This is a genomic window from Tsuneonella flava (assembly GCF_002870965.1).
Classification (GTDB): Bacteria; Pseudomonadota; Alphaproteobacteria; order Sphingomonadales; family Sphingomonadaceae; genus Tsuneonella; species Tsuneonella flava.
The window spans coordinates 1-25,670 of sequence record NZ_PHSO01000003.1 but is presented as its reverse complement, the minus strand read 5'-3'; the positions used below and the strand labels follow the sequence as shown (position 1 = coordinate 25,670).

At 62.4% G+C, this 25,670-nt stretch carries 26 protein-coding genes, 1 tRNA gene and 1 rRNA gene; 13 read left to right on the top strand and 15 right to left on the bottom strand.

Annotation, left to right across the window (positions count from 1 at the left end; translation table 11 throughout):
- Nucleotides 1-44 precede the first annotated feature (44 nt).
- Nucleotides 45-1,196, bottom strand: a complete 1,152-nt coding sequence (locus CV013_RS02740) for a hypothetical protein (protein WP_102153747.1) — start codon at nt 1,194-1,196, stop codon at nt 45-47.
- A 192-nt stretch (nt 1,197-1,388) separates the two neighbouring features.
- Nucleotides 1,389-1,480 (bottom strand) — tRNA-Ser (locus CV013_RS02735).
- Between the two features lie 277 nt (nt 1,481-1,757).
- Between CV013_RS02735 and CV013_RS02730 the strand changes: the two genes are divergently transcribed.
- Nucleotides 1,758-2,579, top strand: a complete 822-nt coding sequence (locus tag CV013_RS02730; protein WP_102153746.1) for a DUF1134 domain-containing protein — start codon at nt 1,758-1,760, stop codon at nt 2,577-2,579.
- 91 nt (nt 2,580-2,670) lie between these two features.
- Nucleotides 2,671-3,849 (top strand): amino acid aminotransferase, encoded by a 1,179-nt coding sequence (locus CV013_RS02725; protein WP_102153894.1) that lies wholly within the window; start codon nt 2,671-2,673, stop codon nt 3,847-3,849.
- Nucleotides 3,850-4,344: 495 nt separating this feature from the next.
- Here CV013_RS02725 and CV013_RS02720 read toward each other — a convergent pair whose 3' ends face one another.
- The 7 genes from CV013_RS02720 to CV013_RS02690 form a co-directional block, all read right to left on the bottom strand.
- Nucleotides 4,345-4,614 (bottom strand): GIY-YIG nuclease family protein, encoded by a 270-nt coding sequence (locus tag CV013_RS02720; RefSeq protein WP_102153745.1) that lies wholly within the window; start codon nt 4,612-4,614, stop codon nt 4,345-4,347.
- 256 nt (nt 4,615-4,870) lie between these two features.
- Nucleotides 4,871-5,488 (bottom strand): riboflavin synthase, encoded by a 618-nt coding sequence (locus CV013_RS02715; RefSeq protein ID WP_102153744.1) that lies wholly within the window; start codon nt 5,486-5,488, stop codon nt 4,871-4,873.
- Between the two features lie 10 nt (nt 5,489-5,498).
- Complete coding sequence (gene ribD, locus CV013_RS02710) at nt 5,499-6,506, bottom strand: bifunctional diaminohydroxyphosphoribosylaminopyrimidine deaminase/5-amino-6-(5-phosphoribosylamino)uracil reductase RibD (protein WP_223805143.1); 1,008 nt, start codon at nt 6,504-6,506, stop codon at nt 5,499-5,501.
- Between the two features lie 13 nt (nt 6,507-6,519).
- Complete coding sequence (locus CV013_RS02705) at nt 6,520-7,131, bottom strand: hypothetical protein (RefSeq protein ID WP_102153742.1); 612 nt, start codon at nt 7,129-7,131, stop codon at nt 6,520-6,522.
- Between the two features lie 444 nt (nt 7,132-7,575).
- Complete coding sequence (locus CV013_RS02700; protein ID WP_102153741.1) at nt 7,576-8,298, bottom strand: M48 family metallopeptidase; 723 nt, start codon at nt 8,296-8,298, stop codon at nt 7,576-7,578.
- Nucleotides 8,295-8,756, bottom strand: coding sequence for a YcgN family cysteine cluster protein (locus tag CV013_RS02695; RefSeq protein WP_102153740.1), 462 nt, complete (start codon nt 8,754-8,756; stop codon nt 8,295-8,297). Before CV013_RS02695 ends, CV013_RS02700 begins: the two co-directional genes overlap by 4 nt.
- Complete coding sequence (locus CV013_RS02690; protein ID WP_102153739.1) at nt 8,744-9,370, bottom strand: SCO family protein; 627 nt, start codon at nt 9,368-9,370, stop codon at nt 8,744-8,746. Before CV013_RS02690 ends, CV013_RS02695 begins: the two co-directional genes overlap by 13 nt.
- 76 nt (nt 9,371-9,446) lie before the next feature.
- Here CV013_RS02690 and CV013_RS02685 point away from each other — a divergent pair, with 76 nt between their 5' ends.
- The 5 genes from CV013_RS02685 (at nt 9,447) to ssb (ending at nt 13,678) form a co-directional block, all read left to right on the top strand.
- Nucleotides 9,447-10,064, top strand: coding sequence for an ankyrin repeat domain-containing protein (locus CV013_RS02685; protein WP_102153893.1), 618 nt, complete (start codon nt 9,447-9,449; stop codon nt 10,062-10,064).
- A 26-nt stretch (nt 10,065-10,090) separates the two neighbouring features.
- Nucleotides 10,091-10,732: a COQ9 family protein gene (locus CV013_RS02680; RefSeq protein ID WP_102153892.1), complete on the top strand. Its 642-nt coding sequence runs from the start codon at nt 10,091-10,093 to the stop codon at nt 10,730-10,732.
- A 174-nt stretch (nt 10,733-10,906) separates the two neighbouring features.
- Complete coding sequence (locus CV013_RS02675; RefSeq protein ID WP_102153891.1) at nt 10,907-11,146, top strand: FeoA family protein; 240 nt, start codon at nt 10,907-10,909, stop codon at nt 11,144-11,146.
- Complete coding sequence (gene feoB / locus CV013_RS02670) at nt 11,143-13,011, top strand: ferrous iron transporter B (RefSeq protein ID WP_102153738.1); 1,869 nt, start codon at nt 11,143-11,145, stop codon at nt 13,009-13,011. The genes CV013_RS02675 and feoB overlap by 4 nt, the downstream gene beginning before the upstream one ends.
- Nucleotides 13,012-13,135: 124 nt before the next feature.
- Entirely contained in the window at nt 13,136-13,678 is a 543-nt protein-coding gene (ssb, locus tag CV013_RS02665) for a single-stranded DNA-binding protein (RefSeq protein WP_102153737.1), read from the top strand.
- Between the two features lie 27 nt (nt 13,679-13,705).
- On the opposite strand, the gene CV013_RS02660 is transcribed toward ssb, so the two are convergent.
- Together CV013_RS02660 and CV013_RS02655 are read right to left on the bottom strand one after the other, a co-directional pair.
- Nucleotides 13,706-14,245, bottom strand: coding sequence for a YceD family protein (locus CV013_RS02660; RefSeq protein WP_102153736.1), 540 nt, complete (start codon nt 14,243-14,245; stop codon nt 13,706-13,708).
- Nucleotides 14,242-14,757: a ubiquinol-cytochrome C chaperone family protein gene (locus CV013_RS02655; RefSeq protein ID WP_102153735.1), complete on the bottom strand. Its 516-nt coding sequence runs from the start codon at nt 14,755-14,757 to the stop codon at nt 14,242-14,244. The genes CV013_RS02660 and CV013_RS02655 overlap by 4 nt, the downstream gene beginning before the upstream one ends.
- A 181-nt stretch (nt 14,758-14,938) precedes the next feature.
- Between CV013_RS02655 and CV013_RS02650 the strand changes: the two genes are divergently transcribed.
- The 4 genes from CV013_RS02650 (at nt 14,939) to CV013_RS02635 (ending at nt 18,435) form a co-directional block, all read left to right on the top strand.
- Entirely contained in the window at nt 14,939-15,421 is a 483-nt protein-coding gene (locus CV013_RS02650) for an outer membrane protein assembly factor BamE (protein ID WP_102153890.1), read from the top strand.
- A gap of 36 nt (nt 15,422-15,457) precedes the next feature.
- The gene (gene hslV / locus CV013_RS02645; protein ID WP_102153734.1) at nt 15,458-16,018 is read left to right on the top strand and encodes an ATP-dependent protease subunit HslV; all 561 of its coding nucleotides are present in this window, start codon (nt 15,458-15,460) and stop codon (nt 16,016-16,018) included.
- A 75-nt stretch (nt 16,019-16,093) separates the two neighbouring features.
- Nucleotides 16,094-17,395, top strand: a complete 1,302-nt coding sequence (hslU, locus tag CV013_RS02640; protein WP_102153889.1) for an ATP-dependent protease ATPase subunit HslU — start codon at nt 16,094-16,096, stop codon at nt 17,393-17,395.
- 92 nt (nt 17,396-17,487) lie between these two features.
- Nucleotides 17,488-18,435 carry a bifunctional helix-turn-helix transcriptional regulator/GNAT family N-acetyltransferase gene (locus tag CV013_RS02635; RefSeq protein WP_232806554.1) on the top strand — a complete coding sequence of 316 codons (948 nt, stop codon included), beginning with the start codon at nt 17,488-17,490 and terminating at the stop codon, nt 18,433-18,435.
- Between the two features lie 40 nt (nt 18,436-18,475).
- Here the strand turns inward: CV013_RS02635 and CV013_RS02630 are convergent, their stop codons facing one another.
- The 3 genes from CV013_RS02630 to CV013_RS02620 all read right to left on the bottom strand — a co-directional run bounded on the left by CV013_RS02630 (nt 18,476) and on the right by CV013_RS02620 (nt 22,280).
- Complete coding sequence (locus CV013_RS02630; RefSeq protein ID WP_102153732.1) at nt 18,476-19,969, bottom strand: SulP family inorganic anion transporter; 1,494 nt, start codon at nt 19,967-19,969, stop codon at nt 18,476-18,478.
- 120 nt (nt 19,970-20,089) lie between these two features.
- On the bottom strand, nt 20,090-21,907 hold the full coding sequence (locus CV013_RS02625; protein WP_102153888.1) for an ABCB family ABC transporter ATP-binding protein/permease: 1,818 nt from the start codon (nt 21,905-21,907) through the stop codon (nt 20,090-20,092).
- A 61-nt stretch (nt 21,908-21,968) separates the two neighbouring features.
- Nucleotides 21,969-22,280, bottom strand: coding sequence for a hypothetical protein (locus CV013_RS02620; protein ID WP_123639861.1), 312 nt, complete (start codon nt 22,278-22,280; stop codon nt 21,969-21,971).
- Between the two features lie 168 nt (nt 22,281-22,448).
- Between CV013_RS02620 and CV013_RS02615 the strand changes: the two genes are divergently transcribed.
- The gene (locus CV013_RS02615; protein ID WP_102153730.1) at nt 22,449-23,291 is read left to right on the top strand and encodes a glycosyltransferase family 2 protein; all 843 of its coding nucleotides are present in this window, start codon (nt 22,449-22,451) and stop codon (nt 23,289-23,291) included.
- On the opposite strand, the gene CV013_RS02610 is transcribed toward CV013_RS02615, so the two are convergent.
- Nucleotides 23,212-24,738, bottom strand: coding sequence for a lipopolysaccharide biosynthesis protein (locus CV013_RS02610; protein ID WP_223805141.1), 1,527 nt, complete (start codon nt 24,736-24,738; stop codon nt 23,212-23,214). The two genes, CV013_RS02615 and CV013_RS02610, sit on opposite strands and share 80 nt — an antisense overlap.
- 627 nt (nt 24,739-25,365) lie before the next feature.
- On the opposite strand from CV013_RS02610, the gene CV013_RS02605 reads away from it, so the two are divergent.
- Nucleotides 25,366-25,670, top strand: a 16S ribosomal RNA gene (locus CV013_RS02605); the annotation flags it as partial.

Here is a 25,670-nt window from a genome sequence, read left to right as displayed (position 1 = left end):
CCGGCCTATTTTCGGGTTGATAGGTCGGGGCATAGCTCTGTGGGCTATAACGAATCTATCGGTTCTATGCTTTCGATGTGAAGCACGACCTTGTTCTCCGATGCCGCGCTTTCGATCTTAATCTTCGCGAATACCGGTCCTTCGACTTCCCAATAATCATCGGGGTTCGCTACGGGGCCATAAAGCTTGTCAGTTCCGAAATAGAGAACGGCGTTTGATGCGGTTCCAAAGTGCCCGGCGAGTTTGACGAATGGATGCAGATGCGCGTCCGCTGCATCAATGACCCTCGCTTCGCTGCTAAGCGGGGGCGTCAAACTATCGGGGCTTGGATATTCGCCCTTAATTTCGGGAATCTTCGTTCGATAGTCGGTTTCACCTTCCCAATCATCGGACGTTCCAAACCCCTTCCATTGGTTACGTTGTTCGATCGCATTTAGCTTTTCAACTTGAATGCCCGGCAAACCTTCTTCGTTCTCCCAATCAATGTGATCGTCGCTCGCCATTCGCCAATCGCTGATTTCGATATGGCTCGCGTCTCCATTCGGATGCGAAGCCGTTACAACGATATCTTCGCCGATCGGCACGCGATCGATCAAATCGAGGGGCGAGGAAACGACATATTCCGATTGGCCGGTGCGGAAAACAGCGAAGCGTCCGCCGTGCGTTGTGACGATTCGGCCTGAAGCTTCGAAGGTGTCTTCGTCATCGTTGACGACCGGCGAAGCGGAATCCCCTCCGATCGGGTCTCCCCCATATCCTAGAGCGCTCGAACTGCCCGACGCTCTGCCAGTCGCTTCGGTCGGTTGACCGGGCATATCCGCGATTTGAACTGTTATCGGTTCGCGATCGGCACAGATTATCGTTACGGTCTGACCGCCGAAATTTTCGGCAAAATTACGGGTAACTTGGGCAGTCTGAACGTCGCCCGCTTCAAGAGACTTCTTCAATTCCAAAGCGAACATTCCTACGCCAGCGAATGCGGCGGCACCTAGGAACACAAGTTCAAGAGCCGTTGAACCGTATCCAAGGTGACGAACTTCGATATCGGGTTCGCCGTCGCCAACTCGGATCGACTGAAGATAGCGAACAATACTTAGCGCCCATTCGACAGCGTTTTCGGCCCGAACAGGGCCTTCCGTATCGACGACAATTCGAAGGACGTTGTCAGGGAGTTGATTTTCGAGATTCACATACATGCGGCTATATGTATCCGAAGACTTCGATCAGGCTAGTCTCAACAACGAACCAATCCGCAGTCGCCAACAAGCAAGCGCCGCCAAGCGATCAAATCGAACCGATCGGCCATTGGATCGTGCCCAAATCCTATGAGGGAAAGGAAGGGGTAAGTCTTCGGATTTGGCTGTTAATTCGTTGATTTCAACGAAAGGTGGCGGAGACGGAGGGATTCGAACCCTCGATACCCCGATAGAGGTATGGCTCCTTAGCAGGGAGCTGGTTTCAGCCACTCACCCACGTCTCCGGATCGCAGCTAGCGAGCGGCGGCCTATAGCGAGGGGGGCGGGGGGCGGCAAGGGGCACGTTGCATCGTTTTTGCCTGCGTTGTGCTACAATGACTTGCAGCGCGGATCGGGTGCCCCATGCGGCAGAGTGCGATGTAGAGAGCGGCTGGACTCGGTTCGCCGCAAAAGCGATTCGATTCGTCGCCGGTTCATTGTCGCTTCAGCCGCGAAGGACTCTGTTGCGAACTGGATATTTGCTGCACCGGCCACAGGGGCCGGGCCGGACGGAGGGACAGCATGAGCCGCACTCTCAAAGCGCTGCGCCGCGCATGGATCGCCGTGGCGGCGGGTGCCGCGATCGCGGCAACGCCGGTCATGGCGCAATCGATTGAAACCATTGACCCGAACAATGCGGTCGATGCCGATCTCGAACAGCCGGGCGAACCGACACCCTATAACGCGCAAACGCCGACGACCGCGCCGGCCCCGGCCCCGGCCCCGGCGGATAGCAGCGTCGCGAACAGCACCAATCCCGAGGTTGCGCCAAGCTGGGCCGACCCAGTGGTCACGTCGCCCGATCCATCGACTGCCGCAGGGCAGGCGGCAGCCGAACCCGGCACCGCATCCGCGCAAGGCACGACTTACAAGCAGGACGACCTGATCGGCGCGGCAGAGGGCGTGTTCGGCAAGGGGGCCGAAGGGCTGGCGCGGATGATCCAGAACATCCTTGCCAAGCAGGGCGAACCCAATGCCTATATCGTCGGGCGCGAGGCGAGCGGGGCGTTCGTGATCGGCGCGCGCTATGGTTCGGGAACGCTGTTCCACAAGGTCGAGGGCAAACAACCGGTGTACTGGACCGGCCCGTCGATCGGGTTCGATGCCGGGGCCAATGCCGGCAACACCTTCATTCTGGTCTATAACCTCTACGATACCGAAGACCTGTTCAAACGCTTCCCCGCGGCAGAGGGGCAGGCCTATGTCGTGGGCGGGCTGACGGCTTCGTATATGCGCTGGGGCGATGTCGTCATCATCCCGATTCGCGTCGGTGCCGGGCTGCGGCTGGGGGTCAACGCCGGGTATATGAAGTTCTCCCACAAGCAGCGCTGGTTGCCGTTCTAGGCATACCTCAAGAAAATCTGCATCGCCTGCATGGGGCCGCGACGGGTTTGCTGTTGCGGCCCCATCTGCATGGAGTATGGGGACGAACGTCATGCTAGACCGTCTCCAAGCTCAATCGCCCGATGCGCTGCTCGCGCTTATCAAGCTCTATGCTGCCGATCCGCGGCCCGACAAGGTCGATCTGGGGGTCGGGGTCTATCGCACCGGGCAGGGGGATACCCCTGTGTTCGCTGCGATCAAGGCCGCCGAACGCAAGCTGGTGGATGAGCAGGATTCGAAGGCGTACCTCGGCCCCGAAGGGGACATGGGTTTCGTCGAGGCGCTGATGCCTTACATCTTCGGCGCTGAAGACCCGTCGATGGGCGGGCGCATTCAGGGGATGCAGACGCCCGGCGGCACCGGCGCGGTGCGCCTTGCCGTGGCACTGGCCAGGGCAGCGGGCATTCGCCGGGTGTTCATGGGCACACCAAGCTGGCCCAACCACGCGCAGATCCTGGCCGACCTGCCGCTCGACATGGTCGCATTCGATCATGACAACGACGATGGCACCGCCAATGTCGATGCCGCGCTGGCCGCGATTGGCAATGCGGAAGAGGGTGACGCGATCCTGCTGCACGGGTGTTGCCACAACCCCACCGGGATCGATTACACCCCCGAACAGTGGGATGCGATTGCCGCCGCGCTGGCCACCAGCAAGGCCTTGCCGATCATCGATGTCGCCTATCAGGGCCTCGGCCACGGGATGGAAGAGGATGCCTATGGCCTGCGTAAGGTGCTGGCATCGGTGCCCGAAGCGCTGATCGCCTATAGCTGCGACAAGAACTTTGGCCTCTATCGCGATCGCGTGGGCGCGTTCTACGTTATGGCGAAGGAGCCGGGTCAGCTCGATGCGATCATGTCAAACGCCGCTTCGCTGGCGCGCGCCAACTGGTCGATGCCGCCCGATCACGGCGGTGCGGCGGTGCGCCTGATCCTGACCGATCCCGTGCTCACTACGATGTGGCTGGACGAACTCGACACCATGCGCGCCCGGATGCGTCAGGTGCGCGACCGGCTGGCCGCTGCCGGAACGGCGGGTGCGGTCGATATGACCCCGCTCGGCATTCAGAACGGCCTGTTCTCCATGCTGCCGCTGAGCAAGGATCAGATCGCCACGCTGCGGAGCGAGCACGCCATTTACATGGCCGGTTCCGGTCGCATCAACGTGGCGGGCCTGACCATGGGCAACATCGACAAGTTCATCGACGCAGTGGCCGCCGTTTCCGTCTGATCGCCGGGGCCTCATTGCGGGGGGGCGAAGTCCACATATCGGTGGACCGCTCCTTGCAGTTTTGAAAGCTGTGACTTTCGCTGCCTGCCCCGAGGGTGAGCGGGCGTTTTCGCGCGTGTCGGGTGTGGACTTTGCTTTAGGCAGAGTCGCAGTCGTGTGTGACTTTCGGCCTCTGCATTACGAACAGCGCGCGGTGAACCGTGGTAGCTTGCACATTGAGAAAGAGCGGGCGGCGATTGTCGCACCACCCGCGCGTGTAGGAAAGCGGCGGGGTGCTGCGAGGACGGTGCCGCGCCTGGTCCGTCATTGCGGGCCGCTGGTGATGCAATCCGTGGACTGGGGTCTGATGTCATCATGGCGGTTGTGAGGGCGGCGGACGTTTGGCGATGGATTGCAACGTCGCCTGCGGCTTCTCGCAATGACGAGGGGTGGGGAGGCATCCTGTTCTCCCCTTCACCATGGCGACCACCCAATGGCGTCATCCGTGCAGCACGATCACCGGCAGATATCGAACCACAGGTCGCGCCAGTTGGGATTGGCCGTTTCAATCAGAGCGATCTTGCGCTTACGCGGGCCGGCCTTGATCCGTTTCTTCCGTGCGATCGCGTGTTCCATCGTCGCATGGTGTTCGAACCAGACGAGCCGTTTGCAGCCGTAACATTGGGTGAAACCCTCGATGGTACCTTCGCGGTGTTGCCAGATGCGTTTCACCAGATTGGAGGTGACGCCGGTGTAAAGTGTGCCGTTGCGGTGGTTGGCGATCATGTAGACGGCGGGTGCAATCGGGTGTTTCAAGTGCACGAATTGCGACGGTGTTATGACAGGCGCAACGACGAATCCGTAAGTGATTGTTGCTCCCTCACTTCGTCATTGCGAACCGCAGGTGAAGCAATCCATGGGCCGAGGCCCGCCATTGCCGCGGCGGTTGTGAGGCGCGCGGGCGTCCGTCCATGAGTTGCCGCATCGCCCTCGACTCTTCGCAATGACGAGAAGCTTTAATGCGGTATTGTCGCCTGATGCCTTACCCGCGCAGGCTTTCCAGCCTTTGCAGATAACGGGCCACGGTATCGATCTCCAGATTCACTTCGGAACCCTGACTGAGTTCGCCCAGAGTGGTCACTTCGGCGGTGTGGGGGATGATGTTGAGGCCGAAATGGACCGCGCCGTCAGGGCGGTCCTCCACCGAATTCACCGTCAGCGACACGCCATCGACCGTGATCGATCCTTTGGCGGCGATGAACGGGGCCAGCGCGGGGGGCGCATCGATGGTGACGCGCATCGAATCGCCTTCCGGTTCCCAATGCGCCACGCGGCCCACGGCATCGACATGGCCGGTCACGATATGACCGCCCAGTTCGTCGCCCACTTTCAGCGCGGGTTCGAGGTTGAGCTTCGCGCCCTGTTTCCACTTGTGCGCGGCGGTGCAGGCGACGGTTTCGCCCGATACATCGACCGCGAACCATGCCGCGCCCGGTTCGCCGCCGCGTTCGATGACTGTCAGGCACACGCCCGAACAGGAGATCGATGCGCCGATGGCGATCTTCGCCGGATCCCAAGGGCACGCGATACGCAGGCGCAGATCGCCGCGCTGTTCCACGCTTTCCACTGTGCCGATGGCGGTGACGATCCCGGTAAACATGGTAACTTCCTCAACTGCTGCGTGTGCGGCGATAGGCCGTGTAGCTGTCGCTGCCAAGCTGGCAGCTCTCTTCGAATTGCCAGCGCCCGTGGGCAGCGGCCAGATCGGTGAGGCCGACCGCGCCGACCGCCCGCAAACCATCGCCCACGACGATTGGCGCGCGGTACAGCTCGATACGGTCGACCAGATCGGCGGCGAGGAAAGCCGCGGCGGTCTGCGCGCCACCTTCGACATAGAGATACTGCACACCTGCCATTGCGGCGATATCTTGCGGGGAAGGCAGCGCCAGCGCACCCTCTGGCGCGGGGCCACGGGTCAGAATCCAGCGTTGCGGGCTGCGCTGTTCGATCCCCGGCAGGCGCACGTCCAGCCGGGGGCGATCATTGCGCCATGTGCCGCCGCCCACGAGAATGGCATCGGCCTGCGCCCGGTGAGCATGGACATGCGCGCGCGCCGCCGGTCCGGTGATCCATTGCGATGTGCCATCGGCCAGCGCGATGCAGCCATCGAGCGACATCGCCAGCTTCAGCGTGACGTGCGGCCGCCCGGCGCGCTGGCGCATCAGGTATCCGGACAGGCTGTCTTCCGCTTCGCCAGAGGGCACGTGGTCCGCTGCAATCCCGGCATCGCGCAGGCGGGCCATGCCTTTGCCCGATGTGCGCGGATCGGGATCGAGTGTGCCGACCACGACCCGCGCCGGATGTGCGGCGACCAGCAGATCGGCACAGGCGGGGCCGCGTACGCTGATATGGGCGCATGGTTCCAGTGTGACGTAGATCGTGCTGCCCCGTGTCGCATCCCCCGCAGCCGCCAGCGCCATCGCTTCGGCATGGGGGCGGCCACCGGGCTGGGTCCAGCCACGGGCAACCACGACGCCATCGCGCACGATCACGCAGCCGACAGCGGGGTTGGGGCGGCTGAGCGGTCTGCCGCGCCCCGCCAGCCGGGCGGCGGTGGCCAGCCAGCGACGGTCGCTGGCGTGATCGGCGGTCGGTGAAGGGGTCAGACTATCGGCCACGCAATGGGCCGCTTCACTGGCCGGGCTGGGCGCTTTCGCCCATTTCTTCCCGCAATTGCTTGCGCTCCGCTTCGGCGGCGGCTTTTTCCTGTGCCTCTTCCGCGTCGATCTGTTTCTGGATCGCATCGACATCGACCCCGGTGGCGCGGCCCAGCGCGCGGTAGAGATCTTTCTTGCGTTCCTCGCTTTGTTTTTCCAGCGCGGCGCGTTCATCGGCGCGTTTTTGCGCGGCGATGTTGGACTGCATGATTTCTTCGTCTGTGCGATCCGGCGCGAAAGTGGTGATCCATGTCACGTCCGCCTTGGGGCCGGGGCCGATCACGCGGAACTTGGCGAACTGGTACATCGGGATCGCGGCGATCAGCGCGGCAATCGCCAGAATGCCCCAGCGCAGCCGGATGCGGGCGATCACGAACATCGTCACAGCCACTGCGCCGAATGCCAGCAGGATGATCGCCACCAGCAGATTGGGCCGCTGCGCGTCGCTGCTTAACAGATAGAGCAGCGACGATGTGGCCAGTATCGATACCGCGAGGATCGGCCAGCGATAGGGGTTGGGCCGTCTGAATTCAGACCAGAAATCCGCGAATCCGGGGCCGGGGTTAAGGCGATGCAATACACGCATGGTCGGCAAGATAGGGGCAAAGCGCCGGTTCGGCTAGTGACCGGGAAGCGAAGCGGCATTTCTGGCGCTGTTCCTGCCATCCGCCAGCGCCTGCCGCTATGCAAAGGCCCGGAGCCGAAACCCCCTTCTCTCGTCATTGCGACGGCAGTGAAGCAATCCATGACGCGGCGGTTGCGCCCATCGCGGCGGATGTGATGGAGGCGAGGGCGTGCCATGGATTGCCACGTCGCTTATGGCTCCTCGCAATGACGAGGGGCGGGGATGCACGCGATAGTTTTGGCCAGCCATTGGCAGTGCGTCCTGCTCCTGAACCAAACCCTCTTCGTGCCTTCGTGTGACAATCTTCCGCCCGACGCCCCCTTCCAGTGCAACAGTTGCGATGGAGGCGAGGTGCGGTAGACGGATTGCCAGGTCGCAATGACGGCGCGCGGTGCTTCCCGCTTATTACCCGAAGCTGGCATAGAGTGTGCGGCCATGCGCCTTGATCCATGCATCGGCCTCGCCAATGTCGCCATCGAATATCGCCCGCAGCGCGGCGTGGAAGGCCGGGCTGTGGTCGAAATGGAGGCAGTGGGTCACTTCGTGTGCCACGACCGAGCGGCGCACTGCATCGGGGGCCTGTACCAGCCGCCAGTTGATTCGCACTATGCCCGCGGTGGAGCAACTGCCCCAGCGCCGCTGCGCGCGGCTGAGCGCGAGTTTGGGCGTCTCGATCCCGGCACGGTCGGCATAAAACGCCAGATCGCTCGCCATCAGATGCATCGCCTCCCGCTCCAGCCAGCGTTGCAGGCGGGCGGGCAGGTTGTCGCGTGGGCCGCCGATGGTCACCCGATCATTGGTCAGCGCGGGGGTGCGCGGGGCGTCGGCGCACCAGTCGATCGCCAGCTCCGCCCCGCGATAACTCAGTGTGCCGCCGGGTGCGGGCGGGCGGCGTTCAGGCACTTTGGCGATCTGTTGGGCCAGCCATGCGGTACGTGCGTGGACGAAAGCCAGCGCCTCCGCCGTGCGGCACCAGTTGGGCAGCGTAACCCGAACCGCGTTGCCATCGGGGGCCAGTCGCATGGTCAGACGGCGGGCGCGGCGGTTGCGGGTGATTTCGACCGGCAGTGTGCGCCCCGCGATGTCGACCGTCGGGTCGCTCTGCGGGCGGCGCAACCAGTCGATCACGGGGTGGGTCCGCCCGATAAATCGTCGAACGACACGATATGATGCTCCAGCGGCCCGGCGTCGGTTTCGCTGACCACCCTGCCTGCCACACCGGGGCCGCGCCGGTGCACTGCTTCGCGGTCGCCGCTGATCAGGTAATGCCAGTCGGCCAGCGGGCGCCCTTCCTCGCGGCGGCGATAGGCGCACGAATGCGGTAGCCAGCCGACGGCGCGGACCAGTTTGGGGGTCAGTCGCAGGCAATCGGGCACGAATGCCTTGCGGTTGCGATAGTTGCTGCACTGCGCGGTCTGCGTGTCGAGCAGTTTGCACGCCACGTTGGTATATTCGATCGCGCCGCTCTCTTCATCTTCCAGCTTGTGCAGGCAGCACCGGCCGCACCCGTCGCACAATGCCTCCCACTCCGCGCGAGTCAGGTCGGCCAGCGGCAGTTCCCAGAAGCGATCTCTCAACGCACCCACCTGGCAAGCTCTTTGGCGATATCTTTCGCGCCAAGATCGGTCGGTAGCGTGGCGACCGGCTGCCCTTCCGGCCCGAACAGATAGGTGACGTTGGAATGGTTGACGAGATAGGCGCCGTCGCCTTCGTCCTTACCCTTTTCGTAGAATACCTTGAATTCCTTGGCCGCTTTCTCGATTTCGGCGGGCGATCCGGTCAGGCCGACGATATCCTTGCCAAATGCAGCGGCGAACTGGCCGACTTTTTCCGGTGTATCGCGGGCGGGATCGACAGTGACGAACACCTGTTGCACCCGGTCTGCCAGATCGGGATGTTCCTTGCGGAACAGCGCGATGCCCTGCGCGGTCCGCTGCATGTCGACCGGGCACACGTCGGGGCAGAAGGTGTAGCCGAAATAGATCGCAGTGAACTTGCCGCGAAAATCGCTCCACTTCCGCGGCTTGCCGTTCTGATCGGTCAGCGTGAACGGTCCGCCGATGGCCGCGCCGGCCAGCGGAGCCTGATCGAGCGGAGTTTTGGGCGGCCCGTCGCAGCCCGCAACAGCGAGCGACAACGCGAGAGTGAAGGACAGGGCGAGCGGGGTTTTGATCTTACGCAGCATGGCGCATCGCTTCATGGTCTGCTAACCGGCTCACGACAAGTGCGATCGTGCGAATTTCGACCGCTGGCTGGTTTTTATGGAGATCGATGAAATGTCCCGTACCGCCCTTCGCAAGACCGGCCTGATACTGGCGGCTGCGTTGATGTTCGGCGCGCCGCCCGTGATGGCGCAGCAGTTTTCGGATGGATACCAGTTTCTGAAAGCGGTGAAGGAACGCGATGGCGACGGCGCGACCAAATACCTGAAGGCACCGGGCAGCACAGTGATCAACGCGCGCGATCAGTCGACCGGGCAGACCGCGCTGTTCACGGTGGTCCAGCGGCGCGACGAAGTGTGGCTGCGTTTCCTGCTCGATCAGGGGGCCAATCCCAATATTTCGGCCTATAATGGCGCCACTGTGCTGGGGCTGGCAGTCAACCTGGGCTGGGTCGAAGGGGCAGAGCGTCTGCTGAACAAAGGCGCCAATATCGACGACAAGACCGATACCGGCGAAACCCCGCTGATCAATGCCGTGCATCAGCGCAATATCCCGATGATTCGCCTGCTGCTGAAGCATGGTGCCAACGCCGACCGGACGGACAATTCGGGCCGTTCCGCGCGCGATTACGCGCAGTTGCTCAGCAAATCGGCAGGCGTGATCGACGCGATCAATCAGGCCGAATCCGAACGCGGCGAAACGCCCTCGAAAACCTACGGTCCCGGCCTGTGAGTGCTGCCGCTATCCCCGTTTCCGATATGACGCTGGACGAGCTGGCGCTGGCGCTGGCGCCGGCGATTGCCGATTCGGCTGCGTTCGACGGGTGGAGCGACGCGTCGCTGGTCGCGGCGGCAGAGATGGCGGGGGCCGATGTCGATGTTGCCCGACTCGCCTATCCGGGCGGAGCGATGGACATGATCGCCGCGTGGATCGGCACGGTCGATCTGGCGATGGCGGAGGCGTTGCCGCCGGGAAAGCTGGCGACGATGAAGATTCGGGAAAAGATTACCGCTCTTGTGCTTGCCCGGCTCGATGCGATTGCCGGGCGGGAAGAGGCGTTGCGGCGGGCCACGGCGATCATGGCGATGCCGCAAAACGTGGTCCGCGCCGGCAAGCTCGGCTGGTCCAGCGCAGACAAGATGTGGCGCATGGCGGGCGATACCGCCACCGATTACAATCATTATACCAAGCGCGCGATCCTCTCTTCGATCTATGCCGCCACGCTGGCAGTGTTCGCTAATGACGAAACCGAAGAAAAGGCGGAAACCCGCGCTTTCCTCGACCGGCGAATCGATGGCGTGATGCGGTTCGAAAAGGCCAAGGCGCAATTGCTGAAAGGCGACGACCAGCGCTTCAGCATATCCCGCTTTCTGGGCCGTTTACGTTACCCGGCACGCTGATCCGCACTTTTTGCGGTAGCGCAAATCGGTGCAGCGCTTCGCCATGCTAGCCCCGTGCGCCCGCATCGCGATGATATTGGGCGGGCAGTGGCAGGCGGGGGGCAGGTAAGATTGCACGAATTCTCTATTGATAATGAATTGCAATTAGCACGCGCATCTGGCACCAGCCGGCTCGTGACACTGGAAGCTCTCGCACGCGGCGCATCGGCGCGCATCGTATCGGTCGATTGGGACCGCTTTGCTCCTGACGAGGGCGCGCGTCTGCGCGCGCTTGGCATCGATGAAGGGGCCTGTGTTGGCATGGCGCATCGCGGTGTATTCGGCGGCCGCGATCCGCTGGCGATCACTGTCGGGCGGATGACTGTTGCCGTCCGTCGCGTTCATGCCGCCGCGATGGAGGTCGAACCACTATGACCGGTTCTCGCATTGCCGCGCTGGTCGGCAATCCCAATGCCGGGAAAAGCGCGCTGTTCAACGCGCTGACCGGCGCACGTCAGAAAATCGCCAATTATCCGGGCGTGACCGTGGAACGGAAGGCGGGCCGGATTGTCCTGCCCACTGGCGAGCCGATGGATCTGATCGATCTGCCGGGCGCCTATTCGTTCGATCCGACCAGCCCCGATGAAGAAGTAACGCGCAAGGTCGTTCACGGCCAGTTTGCAGGCGAAGCGACACCCGAAGTGCTGGTGGTGGTGCTCGATGCGGCCAATCTCGAACAACATCTGGTCTTCGCGCAGGAAGTGATCGCGCTGGGTCGCCCGACAGTGGTCGCGCTCAACATGGTCGATCTGGCGGAGCGGGACGGGCTGGTGCTCGATCCGGCGGCGCTGGCATCGTCGTTGGGCGTGCCGGTGGTGCCCACCGTGGCGGTGCGGCGGCGCGGGATCGCTGAACTGATCGACGCTATCGCCAGGGCAGAAGCGCGGGTGGAACCGGGCGAGCCGCACGAGCGCCCGCATCTGACTCTGCCCGAACGAAGACTGGCCGCAACCAATATCGCCAAGGCAGCGATTCTTTCGGAAACCACCGAGCGCCGCCTCCACGCCGGGCTGGATAAAGTCCTGCTGCATCCGTGGATCGGGCCGTTGATCCTGTTCGCTTTCCTGTTCGTGGTATTTCAGGCGGTGTTTGCCTGGGCCACGCCATTTGCCGATGCGCTGGAGGCATTGATCGCGGCGATATCCGATTGGGTGGTGGCGACTTTCCCTGGCGGAATTCTGCGCGATTTCGTGACGCAGGGCGTGCTGGCAGGGGTCGGGTCGGTCGTGGTGTTCCTGCCGCAGATCGTGATCCTGTTCGCCTTCATTCTGGCGATGGAGGCCAGCGGTTATATGGCTCGCGCGGCGTTCCTGATGGATCGCATGATGCAGAGTGTGGGGCTGTCGGGCCGCAGCTTCATTCCGCTGCTGTCCAGTTTTGCCTGTGCCATTCCCGGCATCATGGCGACCCGTTCGATTGCCGATCCGAAAGACCGCCTGACCACGATCCTGATCGCGCCTTTGATGACGTGTTCGGCGCGCCTGCCGGTCTATGCCGTGATTATCGCGGCCTTTATTCCGCAAGTGAAAGTCGGCCCCAGCGGTTTCGCCTTTATCGGGTTGCAGGGGCTGGTGCTGTTCGCGCTGTATGTAGCGGGCATTGTCGGTGCGATGGCGGTGGCACTCGTGCTGCGCCGTTCGGTTACCAAAGGGGCCGCCAGTGGGTTCATCATGGAATTGCCGCGATACCAGTTGCCGCATCTGGGCGATCTGCTGATCGGCCTGTGGCAGCGCGCATGGGTGTTCCTGCGCCGCGCGGGGACGATCATTTTCACTGTCACTGTGGTGCTGTGGATTCTGCTCAGCTTTCCGCGTGCCGAACCGGGGCAGAGCCAGGTCGATGCATCGATCGCGGGGCAGTTGTCCAAGGGGCTGGCCGTGGTGGTCGAACCGATCGGCTTCAACCGCGACATCGCGCTGGCGCTGATCCCGGCGATGGCCGCGCGCGAAGTGGCCGTCAGTTCGCTGGCGACGACGTATGCGGTCGATGCGCCGGAGGACGACGAGGCCGCTACAGAAGCGGGCCTTGCATCGCAGCTTTCCTCCCGATGGAGCCTGCCAACGGCGCTGGCTTTCCTCGCATGGTTCGTGTTCGCGCCGCAGTGCCTGTCCACCATCGCTGTTGTGCGGCGGGAAACCAACGGGTGGAAATGGCCGATGTTCATGCTCGGCTACCTGTTTGCGCTCGCCTATATATTCGCCGGGCTGACGTATTGGACCGCAGTGGCGCTGGGGTTGTAGCCGGGCAACCGGCCTGCTTTCCGGCGCACGTCGTAACCCGATGTGGGAATCGCCGCCGCCACGGGTGGCCAGCGCTGGCGCCATCGGTTAAGCCGCCGGTCGAATTTGCTTAAAGGAATCGAACATGGCCGGGTCACTCAACAAGGTAATGCTGATCGGGAACCTCGGCGCGGACCCCGAAGTGCGGAGCTTCCAGAACGGCGGCAAAGTCTGCAACCTGCGAATCGCCACCAGCGAAACGTGGAAGGATCGCGATGGGCAGCGGCAGGAACGCACCGAATGGCACACCGTGGCGATCTTCTCCGAAGGTCTGGTCAATGTGGCCGAAAACTATCTGCGTAAGGGCAGCAAGGTCTATATCGAAGGCCAGTTGCAGACCCGCAAGTGGCAGGACCAGTCGGGTAACGACCGCTATTCGACCGAAATCGTTCTGCGTGGCTTCAACGGCACGCTGACGATGCTCGACGGTGCGCCCGGTGGCGGTGGCCAGCGCGGTGGCGGCAATGGCGGCGGCGGCGGTGACTGGAACCGTGGCGGTTCGGGCGGTGGCTCGGGCGGCGGTGGCGGCAACTGGGGCCAGGGCGGTGGCGGTTCGTCGGGCGGCGCGTCCGGTGGTTCCGGCGGCGGCTCGAACTACGACGATCTGGAAGACGATATCCCGTTCTGAGCCCGTTCCGGGTTCGAACGGGGCGCGTCAGTTCTTTTTCAATCCGCGCAGCAGGTCGGCCAGCGGGCCGTCCTGCGGTTCTTCGTCGCTGACGATACCGGCTTCCTTGCGAGCTGCCTCGGCATTCGGCCCTTCGGCGTAAGGGTCGATGGCGAGCGCAAGCGTTTGCGCCACGATTTCGCCCAGATCGAAACTTTCGCCGTCGAACTCGATTTCGTCGAGATCGTCTTCGTCCAGCTCGATCTCTTCATCGGGCGTTGTCGGATGGCGTACCGGCGGGATCATGCGGACGGAGAAACTCTCTGCCACTTTCACCGGGAAGCGATCGCCCGCGACCGCGCATTCCTGAACCAGCGCTGCGTCGACCGTTCCCTCGACAGAGACGTTCGCCCCATCTTCGGCAAAGCGGGCCACTGCCACCAGCGAATCGATGGCGGCAATGCCGAATCGCTGCGCCAGCGCCGCGCGCTCGCTGTCGCTTGCTTCGATGGTGAGCGCTTCCGGCGGGTGCGGGCGCACCTTCACCATGCGACTGAATTCGGGCGGCGGAGGCAGAGCTTCGCTCATGCGGCGATCTCGCCCGCCAGCAAGGCTGGATCTGCGGTCATGTCCAGGCGTGTGGCCAGCGCGCGCAGGCCGTTGGCGATCAGCGCTGTGTCCGCACTGTCCAGCAGAGTGATGTTGCGCCGGACCGTTTCCGCCAGCTCCGCATCGTCGCCAGCCAGTCCGCTGCGGTAAGCACCGAGACGCCCGCCCATCGCGCCCACCAGCTTGCCCACGCGTTTGCCCACGATCACGTCGCCCACGCCGAATTCGCGCAATTGCCCGTCCATATCGCGCACGAACAGTTCGGTGAGCATCACCGATTCGCGTTCCAGTCCGGCATCGCGCTCCATCCGCAGCAATACTGTCGCCAGCACCGCGCAGACCATATCGAAGCGCCCGGTAACCGTATCGGCCACCCCGCCATCGGCATACCACAACGGGCGGCGCGCTTCCGCGACGACAGCGTTCCACAGCGGGCGCAAAGCTTCGCGCGGATCGGGCTTGCGGGCGAACAGGCGGGCAAAGATACTCATGTCTGGCGCCATTTCGGCGACATTCAGCCGCAATTCAACCACGCATCTGCATCGCGCCGGGCACAGTCATGCGCCAACCGGCGATTGCCAGCGCGCGCAGGCGGCCCTAAGGCGGGTTGGACGAATGTTTCGGGTGCCCGGCGCCCGCGCCTTTTTTGGCGGGAATACAAGAGGATTTTCGATGAGCGTACAACGGACCATCCTGGCAGGCGTAGCGCTGGCGGCGGCGCTGGCCGTTTCGGGTTGCGCTTCGATCAAGGAACATCGCGGTTATATGGTCGATGAAACGCTGACCTCGGCCGTGCAGCCGGGGATCGATAATCAGGCATCGGTCGCCGGTACGCTGGGCGATCCCAGCTTTAAAAGCGAATATGGCCAGCCGACATGGTATTACGTGTCGAGCGTGACGGGGCGTAAGCCGTTCGTGCGCCCGCGCATCATCGATCAATCGGTGCTGGCAGTGAAGTTCGACGCGGCGGGCAATGTCGTTGCGGTCGATCGCACGGGCATGGACAAAGTGGTCTATCTGCGGCCCGATGGGGCCGAAACACCCACGCTGGGGCGCCACCGCGGTTTCTTCCAGGATCTGTTCGGCAATATCGGGCAGGTCGGCGCCGGGGCAGGTCCGGGCCAGCGCACGGGCGGCGGCCCGAACGGCACCTGACTTGAAGCCGCGCCGCGCAAGCCCATATCCCGCGGCATGAGCGACAGAAACGATTCACACGGGCTGACCCCGTGGCACGGCACCACCATCATCGGTGTGAAACGCAACGGCAAAACCGTGGTTGCGGGCGATGGTCAGGTTTCCATGGGCAACACCGTGATGAAACCCAATGCCCGCAAGGTGCGGCGCATCGGCAAGGGCGGCGCGGTTGTCGCCGGATTTGCCGGAGCCACCGCCGACGCCTTCACGCTGTTCGAACGGCTTGAGAAGAAGCTGGAGCAATATTCCGGGCAACTGATGCGCGCCGCGGTGGAATTGGCGAAAGACTGGCGGACGGACAAATACCTCCGTAATCTCGAAGCGCTGATGATCGTAGCCGATGCGGATACCCTGCTGGTGCTGACAGGCAACGGCGATGTGCTGGAACCCGAAGGCGGCATTGCGGCTATCGGATCGGGTGGCAATTTCGCGCTGTCTGCCGCGCGGGCGCTCTCCGATTACGAAGACGATGCCGAAAAGATTGCCCGCCGCGCAATGGCGGTTGCCGCAGAGGTGTGCGTGTTCACCAACGATCAGGTGACGCTGGAAACCGTCTGACTCTTTACCTTTGCAGCTTCGGCTGCATCCCGGATGCGATCCGGCGCGATACACCATAAAACCAAGGCGATTATCTTGACCGACAATCTCACCCCCAAAGCCATCGTCGAAGCGCTCGACGCGCACATTATCGGCCAGAAGGAGGCCAAACGCGCAGTCGCCGTGGCACTGCGGAACCGCTGGCGCCGCCAGCGTCTGTCGCCCGATCTGCGCGACGAAGTGACGCCGAAAAATATCCTGATGATTGGCCCCACCGGCTGCGGCAAGACAGAGATCAGCCGCCGCCTCGCCAAACTGGCCGAAGCGCCGTTCGTGAAAGTGGAAGCGACCAAGTTCACCGAAGTCGGTTATGTCGGGCGCGATGTCGAACAGATTGCCCGCGATCTGGTGGAAGAGGCGATTCGTCTCGAAAAGGACCGTCGCCGCGAAGCCGTGCGCGAGGCAGCCAGCAATGCGGCGATGGACCGTCTGCTGAGTGCTTTGGTGGGTGACAGCGCCAGCGAAGCGACCCGCGAGAGTTTTCGCCAGCGCATCGTCGATAACGCGATGAACGACGTCGAAGTCGAAATCGAAGTCGAAGAAGCGCCGCAGATGCCGTTCGATATCGGCGGGATGGGCGGCAATGTCGGCATGATCAACCTGTCCGACATGTTCGGCAAGGCGATGGGCAAGACCCCGACCAAGCGGCGCAAGCTGAAAGTCCCCGATGCGTGGGACAAGCTGGTCGACGAAGAAGCCGAAAAGCGAATGGATCAGGACGACGTGGCCCGTGTCGCGCTGGAAAATGCGGAGCACAACGGGATCGTCTTCCTCGACGAAGTGGACAAGATTGCCGTCAGCGACGTGCGCGGCGGATCGGTCAGCCGCGAAGGCGTGCAGCGCGATCTGCTGCCGCTGATCGAAGGGACCACGGTTTCGACCAAATATGGGCCGATGAAGACCGACCATGTGCTGTTCATCGCCAGCGGCGCGTTTCACCTCGCCAAGCCGAGTGACATGCTGCCCGAATTGCAGGGCCGCCTGCCGATTCGCGTCGAACTGCGCGCGCTGACGGAGGAAGACTTCGTCCGCATCCTCAGCGAAACCCGCGCCAATCTGGTGGCGCAGTACAAGGCGCTGCTGGGCACGGAAGACGTCACCCTCGAACTGGGCGACGATGCGATTGCCGAAATCGCCCGCATCGCCGCGCAAGTGAACGAAAGCGTCGAGAATATCGGGGCCCGCCGTTTGCAGACCGTGATGGAAAAGCTGCTCGAAGAACTCAGCTTCGAGGCGGAAGATCATAAGGGCGAAACTGTGACGATCGACGCCGATTACGTGCGCGAACGGCTGGCCGATCTGGCCGGAGACAGCGACCTGTCGAAGTATATCCTCTGATCGATATTGCCCGGCAGGTGGCAATACGAAAAGGAGCTTGACAGCAAGAGCGATATCCATACCGCGTTATATAACGTGGTATGGAGCATATGATGCGTGATGTTATTGCCGAGATGGGGCCGTCATTTCTGGGCAGCAGGTTAAAGCGGCTGGCCGAACGAATGCAGGCGGGCGCAACCAGTGTGATTGCCGATGCCGGGCTGCCGTTGCAGCCGGGGCATATGGCCGTGCTGGCCGCCTTGCGGGCGGGGCCGCGCACTATCGGGCAACTGGCGGAGGAAATCGGGGTCAGCCAGCCCGGCGTGACGCGCAGCGTCAATCAACTGGCCAAGCTGGATATTCTGACCGATGCGCCCGCCGCAGACCAGCGCACCCGGCTGGTCGAATTGACGCAAGCAGGGCGCGATGCAGCCCACCGGGCGACGCATGACATGTGGTCGCGCATTGGCATGGCAGCAGAAGAATTGATGGCCGGTGCGTCAGGCTCGTTCCTCGACCAGATCGCCGCGATAGAGGCAGCGCTGGATGAAGGATCGATTGCCGAACGGGCGAGTCGGGCACAGCCGGGCGGACTGCGAATTCGCGAATTCGACGATTCGCTGGCCCACCATTTTTACGACATCAATGCGGTGTGGATCGAACAGATGTTCACGCTGGAACCGGTCGATATCGAAGTGCTGGAAAACCCCCGGACGAAAATCGTCGATCCCGGCGGGGCGGTGCTGTTCGTCGAGGCGCCCGGTCTGGGCATTGTGGGCACTTGCGCGCTGCAACGATCCGGCACTTCAGGTGTGGAATTGACCAAGATGGGTGTGCGCGAATCGGTGCGTGGGATGAAGGCCGGTGAATTCCTGCTCGACGCTGCGATTGCACGGGCGCGGGCGATGGGGGCCGATCCGCTCTATCTGTTGACCAGCAGCAGGTGCGCCCCCGCGATCCACCTGTATGAAAAGCACGGATTTGATCACGATGCCGAAATCATGGCGCAATATGGCTCTCGCTATGCGCGATGCGATGTCGCGATGCGTTTCGTCGGGTGATGGTGGGGCGGCCCGCTGCTGACGCGGACCGCCTCCACCCTCACGGATGCGGGGCCAGGCCGATTTCCACGCCGGTCTTGTCGGTAAGCGCGAACTTGTCGACCAGATCGGCGCTGGCGGTGTTGAGGCCCAGCACCTGAACGCTGCGGCCATTGCGGCGCATCCGTTCGACCACTTTATCGAGCGCGCCGACCGCTGAGATATCCCAGAAATGCGCTCCGCTCACGTCGATCACCACGTGATCCGACGGGTCGGGCTGCGTGCTCTCCGGGCCGAGTGAGCGGATAAAGCGATCGACCGACGCGAAGAATATCTGCCCGGTCACGATATAGACCGCACGGTCCGCTTCGCGCACACGCTCCACCGCGAACATCCGGCGGACCTTCCCGGCGAAGAAGATGCCCGACAGCACCACGCCCGCCAGCACCCCGATCGAGAGATCGTGCGTGGTGACAACAGTCACGACAGTCACCAGCATCACCACCGAGGAAGGCCACGGATGGTGACGCAGGTTGGAGATCGAGTTCCAGCTAAACGTACCGATGCTGACCATAATCATCACGGCCACCAGTGCAGGCATCGGAATCCGCGCCAGCCAGGGACCGACCAGAGCCAGTCCGGCTAGCAGCGTCGCGCCTGCGGTAAAGGTCGACAGCCGCCCGCGGCCGCCCGACGTGACGTTGATGACCGATTGTCCGATCATCGCGCAACCGCCCATGCCGCCGAAGAAGGCTGCGGCGATATTGGCGGCACCTTGCCCGGCGCATTCCCGGCGCTTGTTCGAATCGGTATGCGTCATGTCATCGACGATCTGAGCAGTGAGCAGCGATTCGAGCAGACCGACCGCTGCCATCGTCGCGGAATAAGGCGCGATGATCGCCAGCGTGTCCCATGTCAGCGGGATATCCGGCAGTGCGAAACTGGGCAGGCCATCGGGCAATGTGCCCATATCGCCGACTGTATTGACCGGCGCGCCGGTGGCGATGGCAAATGCCGTCAGCACTGCGATAGCGACCAGTGGAGAGGGGACCGCCGTAGTCAGCCGGGGCAGGGTATAGATAATCGCCAGCCCGACCGCGACCATCGCATAGGTTTCCCACCCCACGTTGGTCAGTTGCGGCAATTGCGCCATGAAAATCAGGATCGCCAATGCGTTGACGAACCCGGTAATGACCGAGCGGCTGACGAACTGCATCAGCAGGTCGAGTCGCATCAGGCCTGCCAGCGCCTGAAACACCCCCATCAGGATCGTCGCGGCGAAGAGATATTCGACCCCGTGATCGCGCACCAGAGGCACCACCAGCACCGCCACGGCGGCAGTGGCGGCAGAGATCATGCCCGGCCGCCCGCCAGTGAATGAAATAACCAGCGCAATCGCCACCGAAGCATAGAGGCCGACCCGCGGATCTACCCCGGCGATAATCGAAAAACCGATTGCTTCGGGGATCAGCGCAAGCGCCACGACCACCCCGGCGAGAATATCGGCACGTGGCTGAGCGAGCCAGTCGCGTTTCAGCGTGGCAGGTGAAAACATATCCGAATACCTGTTGTTCTGTTGTTTTATCAGCTGCCTGAGACGGCCCGCCGCGCAATGCCACGGCACTGTTACATCGGCGCTAGTGCATTATTGTGCAGTGCAGCACAACCCCGCGCATTATTCTGCGGCTTCCGCCTGCACGGTACTTTCCGCCTGCTGCCGCGCCCACATTTCGGCATAGAGCCCGTCGCGGCGCAACAGATCGGCATGGCTGCCCTGTTCGGCCAGTTGCCCTGCCTCCATCACCAGAATCGTGTCGGCATCGGCAATCGTCGACAGCCGGTGGGCGATGGAAATCGAGGTGCGGTGTGCGCTGACCCGGTGCAGGGTGGCGAGGATATCGCGCTCGGTACGCGAATCGAGCGCGCTGGTTGCCTCGTCGAGCAGCAGAATCGGCGGATCTTTTACCAGCGTGCGGGCAATGGCGACGCGCTGTTTCTCTCCACCCGACAGCTTCAGCCCGCGTTCGCCCACTTCGGTATCGAAGCCCTGTGGCAATCGTTCGACAAACGGCAGGATCGCGGCCCCGCGCGCGGCGGCCACCACCTGTTCTTGCGTGGCGCCATCGTGTCCGTAGGCAATGTTATAGCCGATGGTATCGTTGAACAGCACGCTATCCTGCGGAACGATGCCGATCGCGGCGCGCACCGATTCCTGCGATACTTCGCGGATGTCCTGCCCATCGATCAGCACACGACCCTGCCACGGATCGTAAAAGCGGAACAGCAACCGCGCGATAGTCGATTTGCCTGCGCCCGAAGGTCCGACAATCGCGACATGCCCCCCGGCAGGCACTTCGAAGCTGAGGCCGTGGAGGATCGTGCGGTCGGGATCGTATCCGAACACGACGTTGTCGAATGTCACGCGCGGTTCGCGGATTATCAGCGCGGGCGCGCCCGGTGCATCGGCCACTTCCACCGGCATATCGATCAGGCGGAACATCGCCGCCATATCGATCAGCCCCTGCCGGATCGTGCGATAAACCATGCCCAGCATATCGAGCGGGCGGAACAATTGCGTCAGATATGTCTGCACCGCGACCAGATCGCCTACGGTCAGGTCGCCCTTGCTCCAGCGCCACACTGTATATGCCAGCGCGAACAGCATCAGCGCGTTCATCACCAGCGATTGCGCCATATTGAGCAGGCCGAGCGAATTTTCGGATTTGACTGCCGCTTCCGCATATTCGCGGGCGGCGCTGCCATAGCGTTCTTTCTCCCGCGCTTCGGCGCCGAAGAACTTCACCGTCTCGTAATTCAGCAGCGAATCGACCGCGCGGGCCAGTGCGGTGCCGTCCAGTTCGTTCATCCGGCGGCGCAGTTCGGTGCGCCATTCGGTGATCCAGCGGGTGAGGGCAATATAGACGACCACGGTGATTGCGGTCGCCAGCACCAGCCCGGCACCGAACAGAGTGTAGAAAATCACCGCTACGGCGATCAGCTCGATCGCTGTCGGCACGATGTTGAACAGCATGAAATAGAGCATCGTATCGATGCTCTTGGTCCCGCGCTCGATGGTCTTGGTGATTTCGCCGGTGCGGCGCGACAGATGGAATCGCAGGCTGAGGCGGTGGAGCCGGTCGAACGTATCTTCCGCCAGTTTGCGCGTCGCATCCTGCCCGACACGTTCGAACACGATATTGCGGCACTGGTCGAATGCGCTGCTGAGGAAGCGCCCGGCGACAAACGCGATGACGAAGCTGAGCGCAGCCCACACCATCGGATTGCCCTGCGCGGCCATCGTATCGACTGCCTTCTTCATCGCCAGCGGCGTTGCCAGCGTCACTGCTTTGGCCAGCAGCACCAGCACCATCGCGCCCACGATTCGTCGTTTCAGATCGGGCCGGTCCTTCGGCCACAGATATGGCAGGAAGCGCCGCAGGGTGGCCCAGCCATCGTGATCGGCGGGTGTCGGGGCGGGCTGATCGGGTGGCATTGCCTTCATGTGGAGGCGCATGGCCGGTTAAACAACCTGTCTGCCGGACAAGGCAGGCGAATCAGCCCGGTCGCATTCGGTTGTCACGCATTGAACCGGCGGGCATGTCGAACAACACCTTCCGTTGGGCGAAATCGATGGCCACACGGTCGAACAGGCGCAGGCTTTCCATGCCCAGAATCAACGCGGGCTTGTCGCCATATCCCAGCGCGGCAAACGCGGGGGCATCGGCAAATGCGATCGGCATCGAATGCAACTGCATCCGATCGATCACGACGTTGTGAGCCAAAGACAGCTTCCCGGCAATCGACGCCCTGTTTACATCGTCCGCGGTGACATCGGTCTGCTCGCGAGTACGCAGGTGGCGGGGCAAGCGGCAGTGCCAGCCCGGACGCAGCAACGGTTAGCAATAGAGTTGCAATCATGGCCCTCTCCCAAAGGCTCTGCCCGAATGACATGGCAGATAATGCCGGTTCGCTCTACAACGACCAGAACAAGCGCAGAGCGAGCATAACCAGAGCGAGCATAAGGAGCCTTGCGAATGCCCCCGATCGTGGTGACAGTCCTGGCCCATAACGAAGAACGGCGTATCGCTGCGTGCCTTGCCAGCCTGCCGCTCGATGCAGCCGATGTGGCGGTGCATGTGGTGGTCAATGGCAGCACCGACCGCACCGCGCAGATTGCGCGCGAGTTTGCCGGTGTGACCGTCCATGAATATGCCGAAGGCGGGAAGTCGCGCAGCTGGAACCGATTCGTGCTCGACAGCGCCGGACTGGAGGCGAAGACATATGTCTTCGTCGATGGCGATGCGGAGGTTCGGCCCGGATCGCTCGCTGCACTTGCGCGCACTCTTGCCGATAACCCCACGGCCAATGCCGCCGCTGGCCTGCCCTGCAATGGCCGTCGGGCTTCCTATTATCGCGAGATGATTATGCGCGATCACAATATGTTCGGCGATCTCTATGCATTGCGGGGCAATTTCGTCGCGCGGATGCGGGCAGGCGGTATCCGTTTGCCTGACGATCTGGTGGGGGACGATGGCCTGTTGGCGGCGTTCGCCAAGGCCGATCTGAAGAATGAGAGCCATTGGAGCGAGGCCGGGGTGGCGCCGTGCCCCGATGCAGGCTTCCTGTGCGAACCGACGCGGATGAACCCGGCTAGCCTGTCGATCCAGTATCGCCGCATGATCAACTATGCGGTGCGGCATTTTCAGAACCGCATTATCAGCGACATCATGCAGGGCGAGGGCCCGGTTGGCCTGCCGCGGCAATTGTCGTCGCTTTATCCGCAATATCTCCCGCAATTTACTCCGCGGGCGCATCCTGCATGGTGGTGGTTCGATCGGCTGGCGCTGAAACGGATGGCTGAGGCGTGCGCTGCCTGAGCATGGCCCAGGTTTCGCGCACGACAGAGCGCCATCCGAACCACAGGGTTCCGCAATAGGCCAGGCCGCCAACCGGAACGAGCAGGGCGAGCAAGAGAATCGGCGCCATTGGCGGCGCCATGCGTTCCACCGCTGTCACCGCCAGCGCCATCACACCGCAGGCGATGGCGACAGGTAGTAACTCGGCAATCAATTTGCCCAACGAGACTCTGACCGCGGGTAATGTCACAGCCAGCGTCACTGCCAGCAACAGGGGCGCCGCAACCCACCACGCATGGACCAGCCCGGTCGGCCCGTAAGCGATCCCTATCAGGAACGTCGCCGGCATAATGATCGCCCCGGCAGCGCTGGTGATGACATATATACGCGCATCGCCCATCGCGTTGGTCGCCGGGCTGCACACGATCTGCAAAGCCATTGCCGGCATTGCCAGCGACAGACCCGCCGCGATTGGCGCCATGTCTGCCCATTTGGGGCCGAACAGCGTGATCACCGCTGGTTCGGCCGTCAGCGCCAGCCCTACATATAAGGGCGTAGTGACCAGTGCGACGGTCCGCATCGTCCGCAGGAAGCTGGGCGCGAGACTTTTGCCCTGCTGATGCAACTCGGCATAGGCCGGGAAGGCAACATCGTTGATCGGGGGGAGGAAACGCCCGGTGATGATCAGGGTAAGAAACAGCGCCTCTGAATACAGGCCCAGTTCGTGAGCGCCGAAGCTGCGGCCTGCGATGAAGATGTCGCTCTGGCTCTGGATGATCCAGAACATCTGGCACAGCGTCAGCGCTCCGCCGAAGGAGATGATCTCTCGCGCGCCGCGGAAGTTGAAGACCGGCTTCACCAGCAGGCGCGCGGCAATCGTCAGCCCGATGGCGCGACTCACGAATCCGGCGAGGGGTGCCCACACGAGCGCCCAGATGCCGAACCCGAACCATGCCAGGACGAATGCAGTGACTGCGGAGATAATCGCACTGGCCGTGCTGACATAGGCCTGACTGCGGAACTCAAGCCGCCGTTGCAGTAAGGCGGTGGGTAGGGCGATAAAGGGTGTGGTGAGGAACAGCAGCGCCTGCACCCGTAATATATGCGCCACCATCGGCTGGTTGTAATAGTCCGCCGCCAGCGGTGCGATCAGCACCTGCGCCAGCGCCAGCCCGCCCGCGAACAGCAACAGCAGCCCGAATACCTGCCCGATACGACGCGCATCCACCTCGCGGGCCTGAATCAGCGATGTCGCGAAGCTGTATCCATTCAGGAAGGCCAGCGCCGTCACCACGACCTGGCTCATAGCGAACAGCCCGTAGTCGGAAGGCGACAGTAGCCGCACAACGGCAATAGTGGATGCCCAGGTGATGAACTGCGCCGCCACTTGCGAACCCCAACGCCACGCGAGCGCACTACGCACGCGCCCGGCCAGATCGGTGGTTGCAGGTGTTTCTGACGATTCCATGGATGATGTCTGGTTGGTTTGCATTGGACCTCTGAGAGCCCGAATAGCCGACAAAAGTGAAGATTTGCCAATCTTCCAAAGGGATGCTGGGAATTGCCCTCGGGAATGCCTCGGCAACGCCCTTCGTGATTCGTCGCCCAAACACCCCCAATGGCCAAAAGTGGAAGATTTACTCGTTTATTTTCATGGGTTTATAAACTTCGTGAAATAAAATTGCAAAAACCCGTTGACCCGAATCAACACCCCACATATATGGCCTCTCACCGACGCGGTGATGACGGTTTCTAACTGGCTCCCACCGCTTCGGTCGCCAACAAATGTGGACAACCGGTCCCCCGGTGTAAATCGGGGATCGATCAGTTGTCCGCCTCTTTTGTTGAGTGGCTCTTTGACATTGTTGATTTTTGATGAAGGGACATGTGGGCGACGGCGCCCGGTCCGGGGACCTCAAGGCTCCGGTAACCGGTAACCAAGTCGATGCCACATCCTTGGGAAACTCCACGTTTTCCATGTGATGATACATGTCCATTCGTATCCATTACGTTTGACAGTGCAGGTATCGGCTCCTTGATGCTCTTGCTTATCTGGATGGCGATCTTCGGATCGTGCTGGATTGGTAAGTGACACAAACTTGAGAGTTTGATCCTGGCTCAGAACGAACGCTGGCGGCATGCCTAACACATGCAAGTCGAACGATCACTTCGGTGATAGTGGCGCACGGGTGCGTAACGCGTGGGAACCTGCCCTTAGGTTCGGAATAACTCAGAGAAATTTGAGCTAATACCGGATAATGTCTTCGGACCAAAGATTTATCGCCTTTGGATGGGCCCGCGTTGGATTAGCTAGTTGGTGGGGTAAAGGCCTACCAAGGCGACGATCCATAGCTGGTCTGAGAGGATGATCAGCCACACTGGGACTGAGACACGGCCCAG

Bases quoted from the DNA above. Each gene is read 5' to 3' on its own strand.
- ssb (WP_102153737.1), top strand. From the start codon at position 13,136: ATGGCCGGGTCACTCAACAAGGTAATGCTGATCGGGAACCTCGGCGCG.
- CV013_RS02715 (WP_102153744.1), bottom strand. From the start codon at position 5,488: ATGTTTACCGGGATCGTCACCGCCATCGGCACAGTGGAAAGCGTGGAA.
- CV013_RS02685 (WP_102153893.1), top strand. From the start codon at position 9,447: ATGTCCCGTACCGCCCTTCGCAAGACCGGCCTGATACTGGCGGCTGCG.
- CV013_RS02720 (WP_102153745.1), bottom strand. From the start codon at position 4,614: ATGATCGCCAACCACCGCAACGGCACACTTTACACCGGCGTCACCTCC.
- CV013_RS02655 (WP_102153735.1), bottom strand. From the start codon at position 14,757: ATGAGTATCTTTGCCCGCCTGTTCGCCCGCAAGCCCGATCCGCGCGAA.
- CV013_RS02680 (WP_102153892.1), top strand. From the start codon at position 10,091: ATGACGCTGGACGAGCTGGCGCTGGCGCTGGCGCCGGCGATTGCCGAT.
- CV013_RS02610 (WP_223805141.1), bottom strand. From the start codon at position 24,738: ATGGAATCGTCAGAAACACCTGCAACCACCGATCTGGCCGGGCGCGTG.
- CV013_RS02635 (WP_232806554.1), top strand. From the start codon at position 17,488: ATGCGTGATGTTATTGCCGAGATGGGGCCGTCATTTCTGGGCAGCAGG.
- CV013_RS02740 (WP_102153747.1), bottom strand. From the start codon at position 1,196: ATGTATGTGAATCTCGAAAATCAACTCCCTGACAACGTCCTTCGAATT.
- feoB (WP_102153738.1), top strand. From the start codon at position 11,143: ATGACCGGTTCTCGCATTGCCGCGCTGGTCGGCAATCCCAATGCCGGG.
- CV013_RS02690 (WP_102153739.1), bottom strand. From the start codon at position 9,370: ATGAAGCGATGCGCCATGCTGCGTAAGATCAAAACCCCGCTCGCCCTG.
- CV013_RS02650 (WP_102153890.1), top strand. From the start codon at position 14,939: ATGAGCGTACAACGGACCATCCTGGCAGGCGTAGCGCTGGCGGCGGCG.
- CV013_RS02705 (WP_102153742.1), bottom strand. From the start codon at position 7,131: ATGCGTGTATTGCATCGCCTTAACCCCGGCCCCGGATTCGCGGATTTC.
- CV013_RS02660 (WP_102153736.1), bottom strand. From the start codon at position 14,245: ATGAGCGAAGCTCTGCCTCCGCCGCCCGAATTCAGTCGCATGGTGAAG.
- CV013_RS02615 (WP_102153730.1), top strand. From the start codon at position 22,449: ATGCCCCCGATCGTGGTGACAGTCCTGGCCCATAACGAAGAACGGCGT.
- hslV (WP_102153734.1), top strand. From the start codon at position 15,458: ATGAGCGACAGAAACGATTCACACGGGCTGACCCCGTGGCACGGCACC.
- CV013_RS02630 (WP_102153732.1), bottom strand. From the start codon at position 19,969: ATGTTTTCACCTGCCACGCTGAAACGCGACTGGCTCGCTCAGCCACGT.
- CV013_RS02730 (WP_102153746.1), top strand. From the start codon at position 1,758: ATGAGCCGCACTCTCAAAGCGCTGCGCCGCGCATGGATCGCCGTGGCG.
- CV013_RS02725 (WP_102153894.1), top strand. From the start codon at position 2,671: ATGCTAGACCGTCTCCAAGCTCAATCGCCCGATGCGCTGCTCGCGCTT.
- CV013_RS02625 (WP_102153888.1), bottom strand. From the start codon at position 21,907: ATGCCACCCGATCAGCCCGCCCCGACACCCGCCGATCACGATGGCTGG.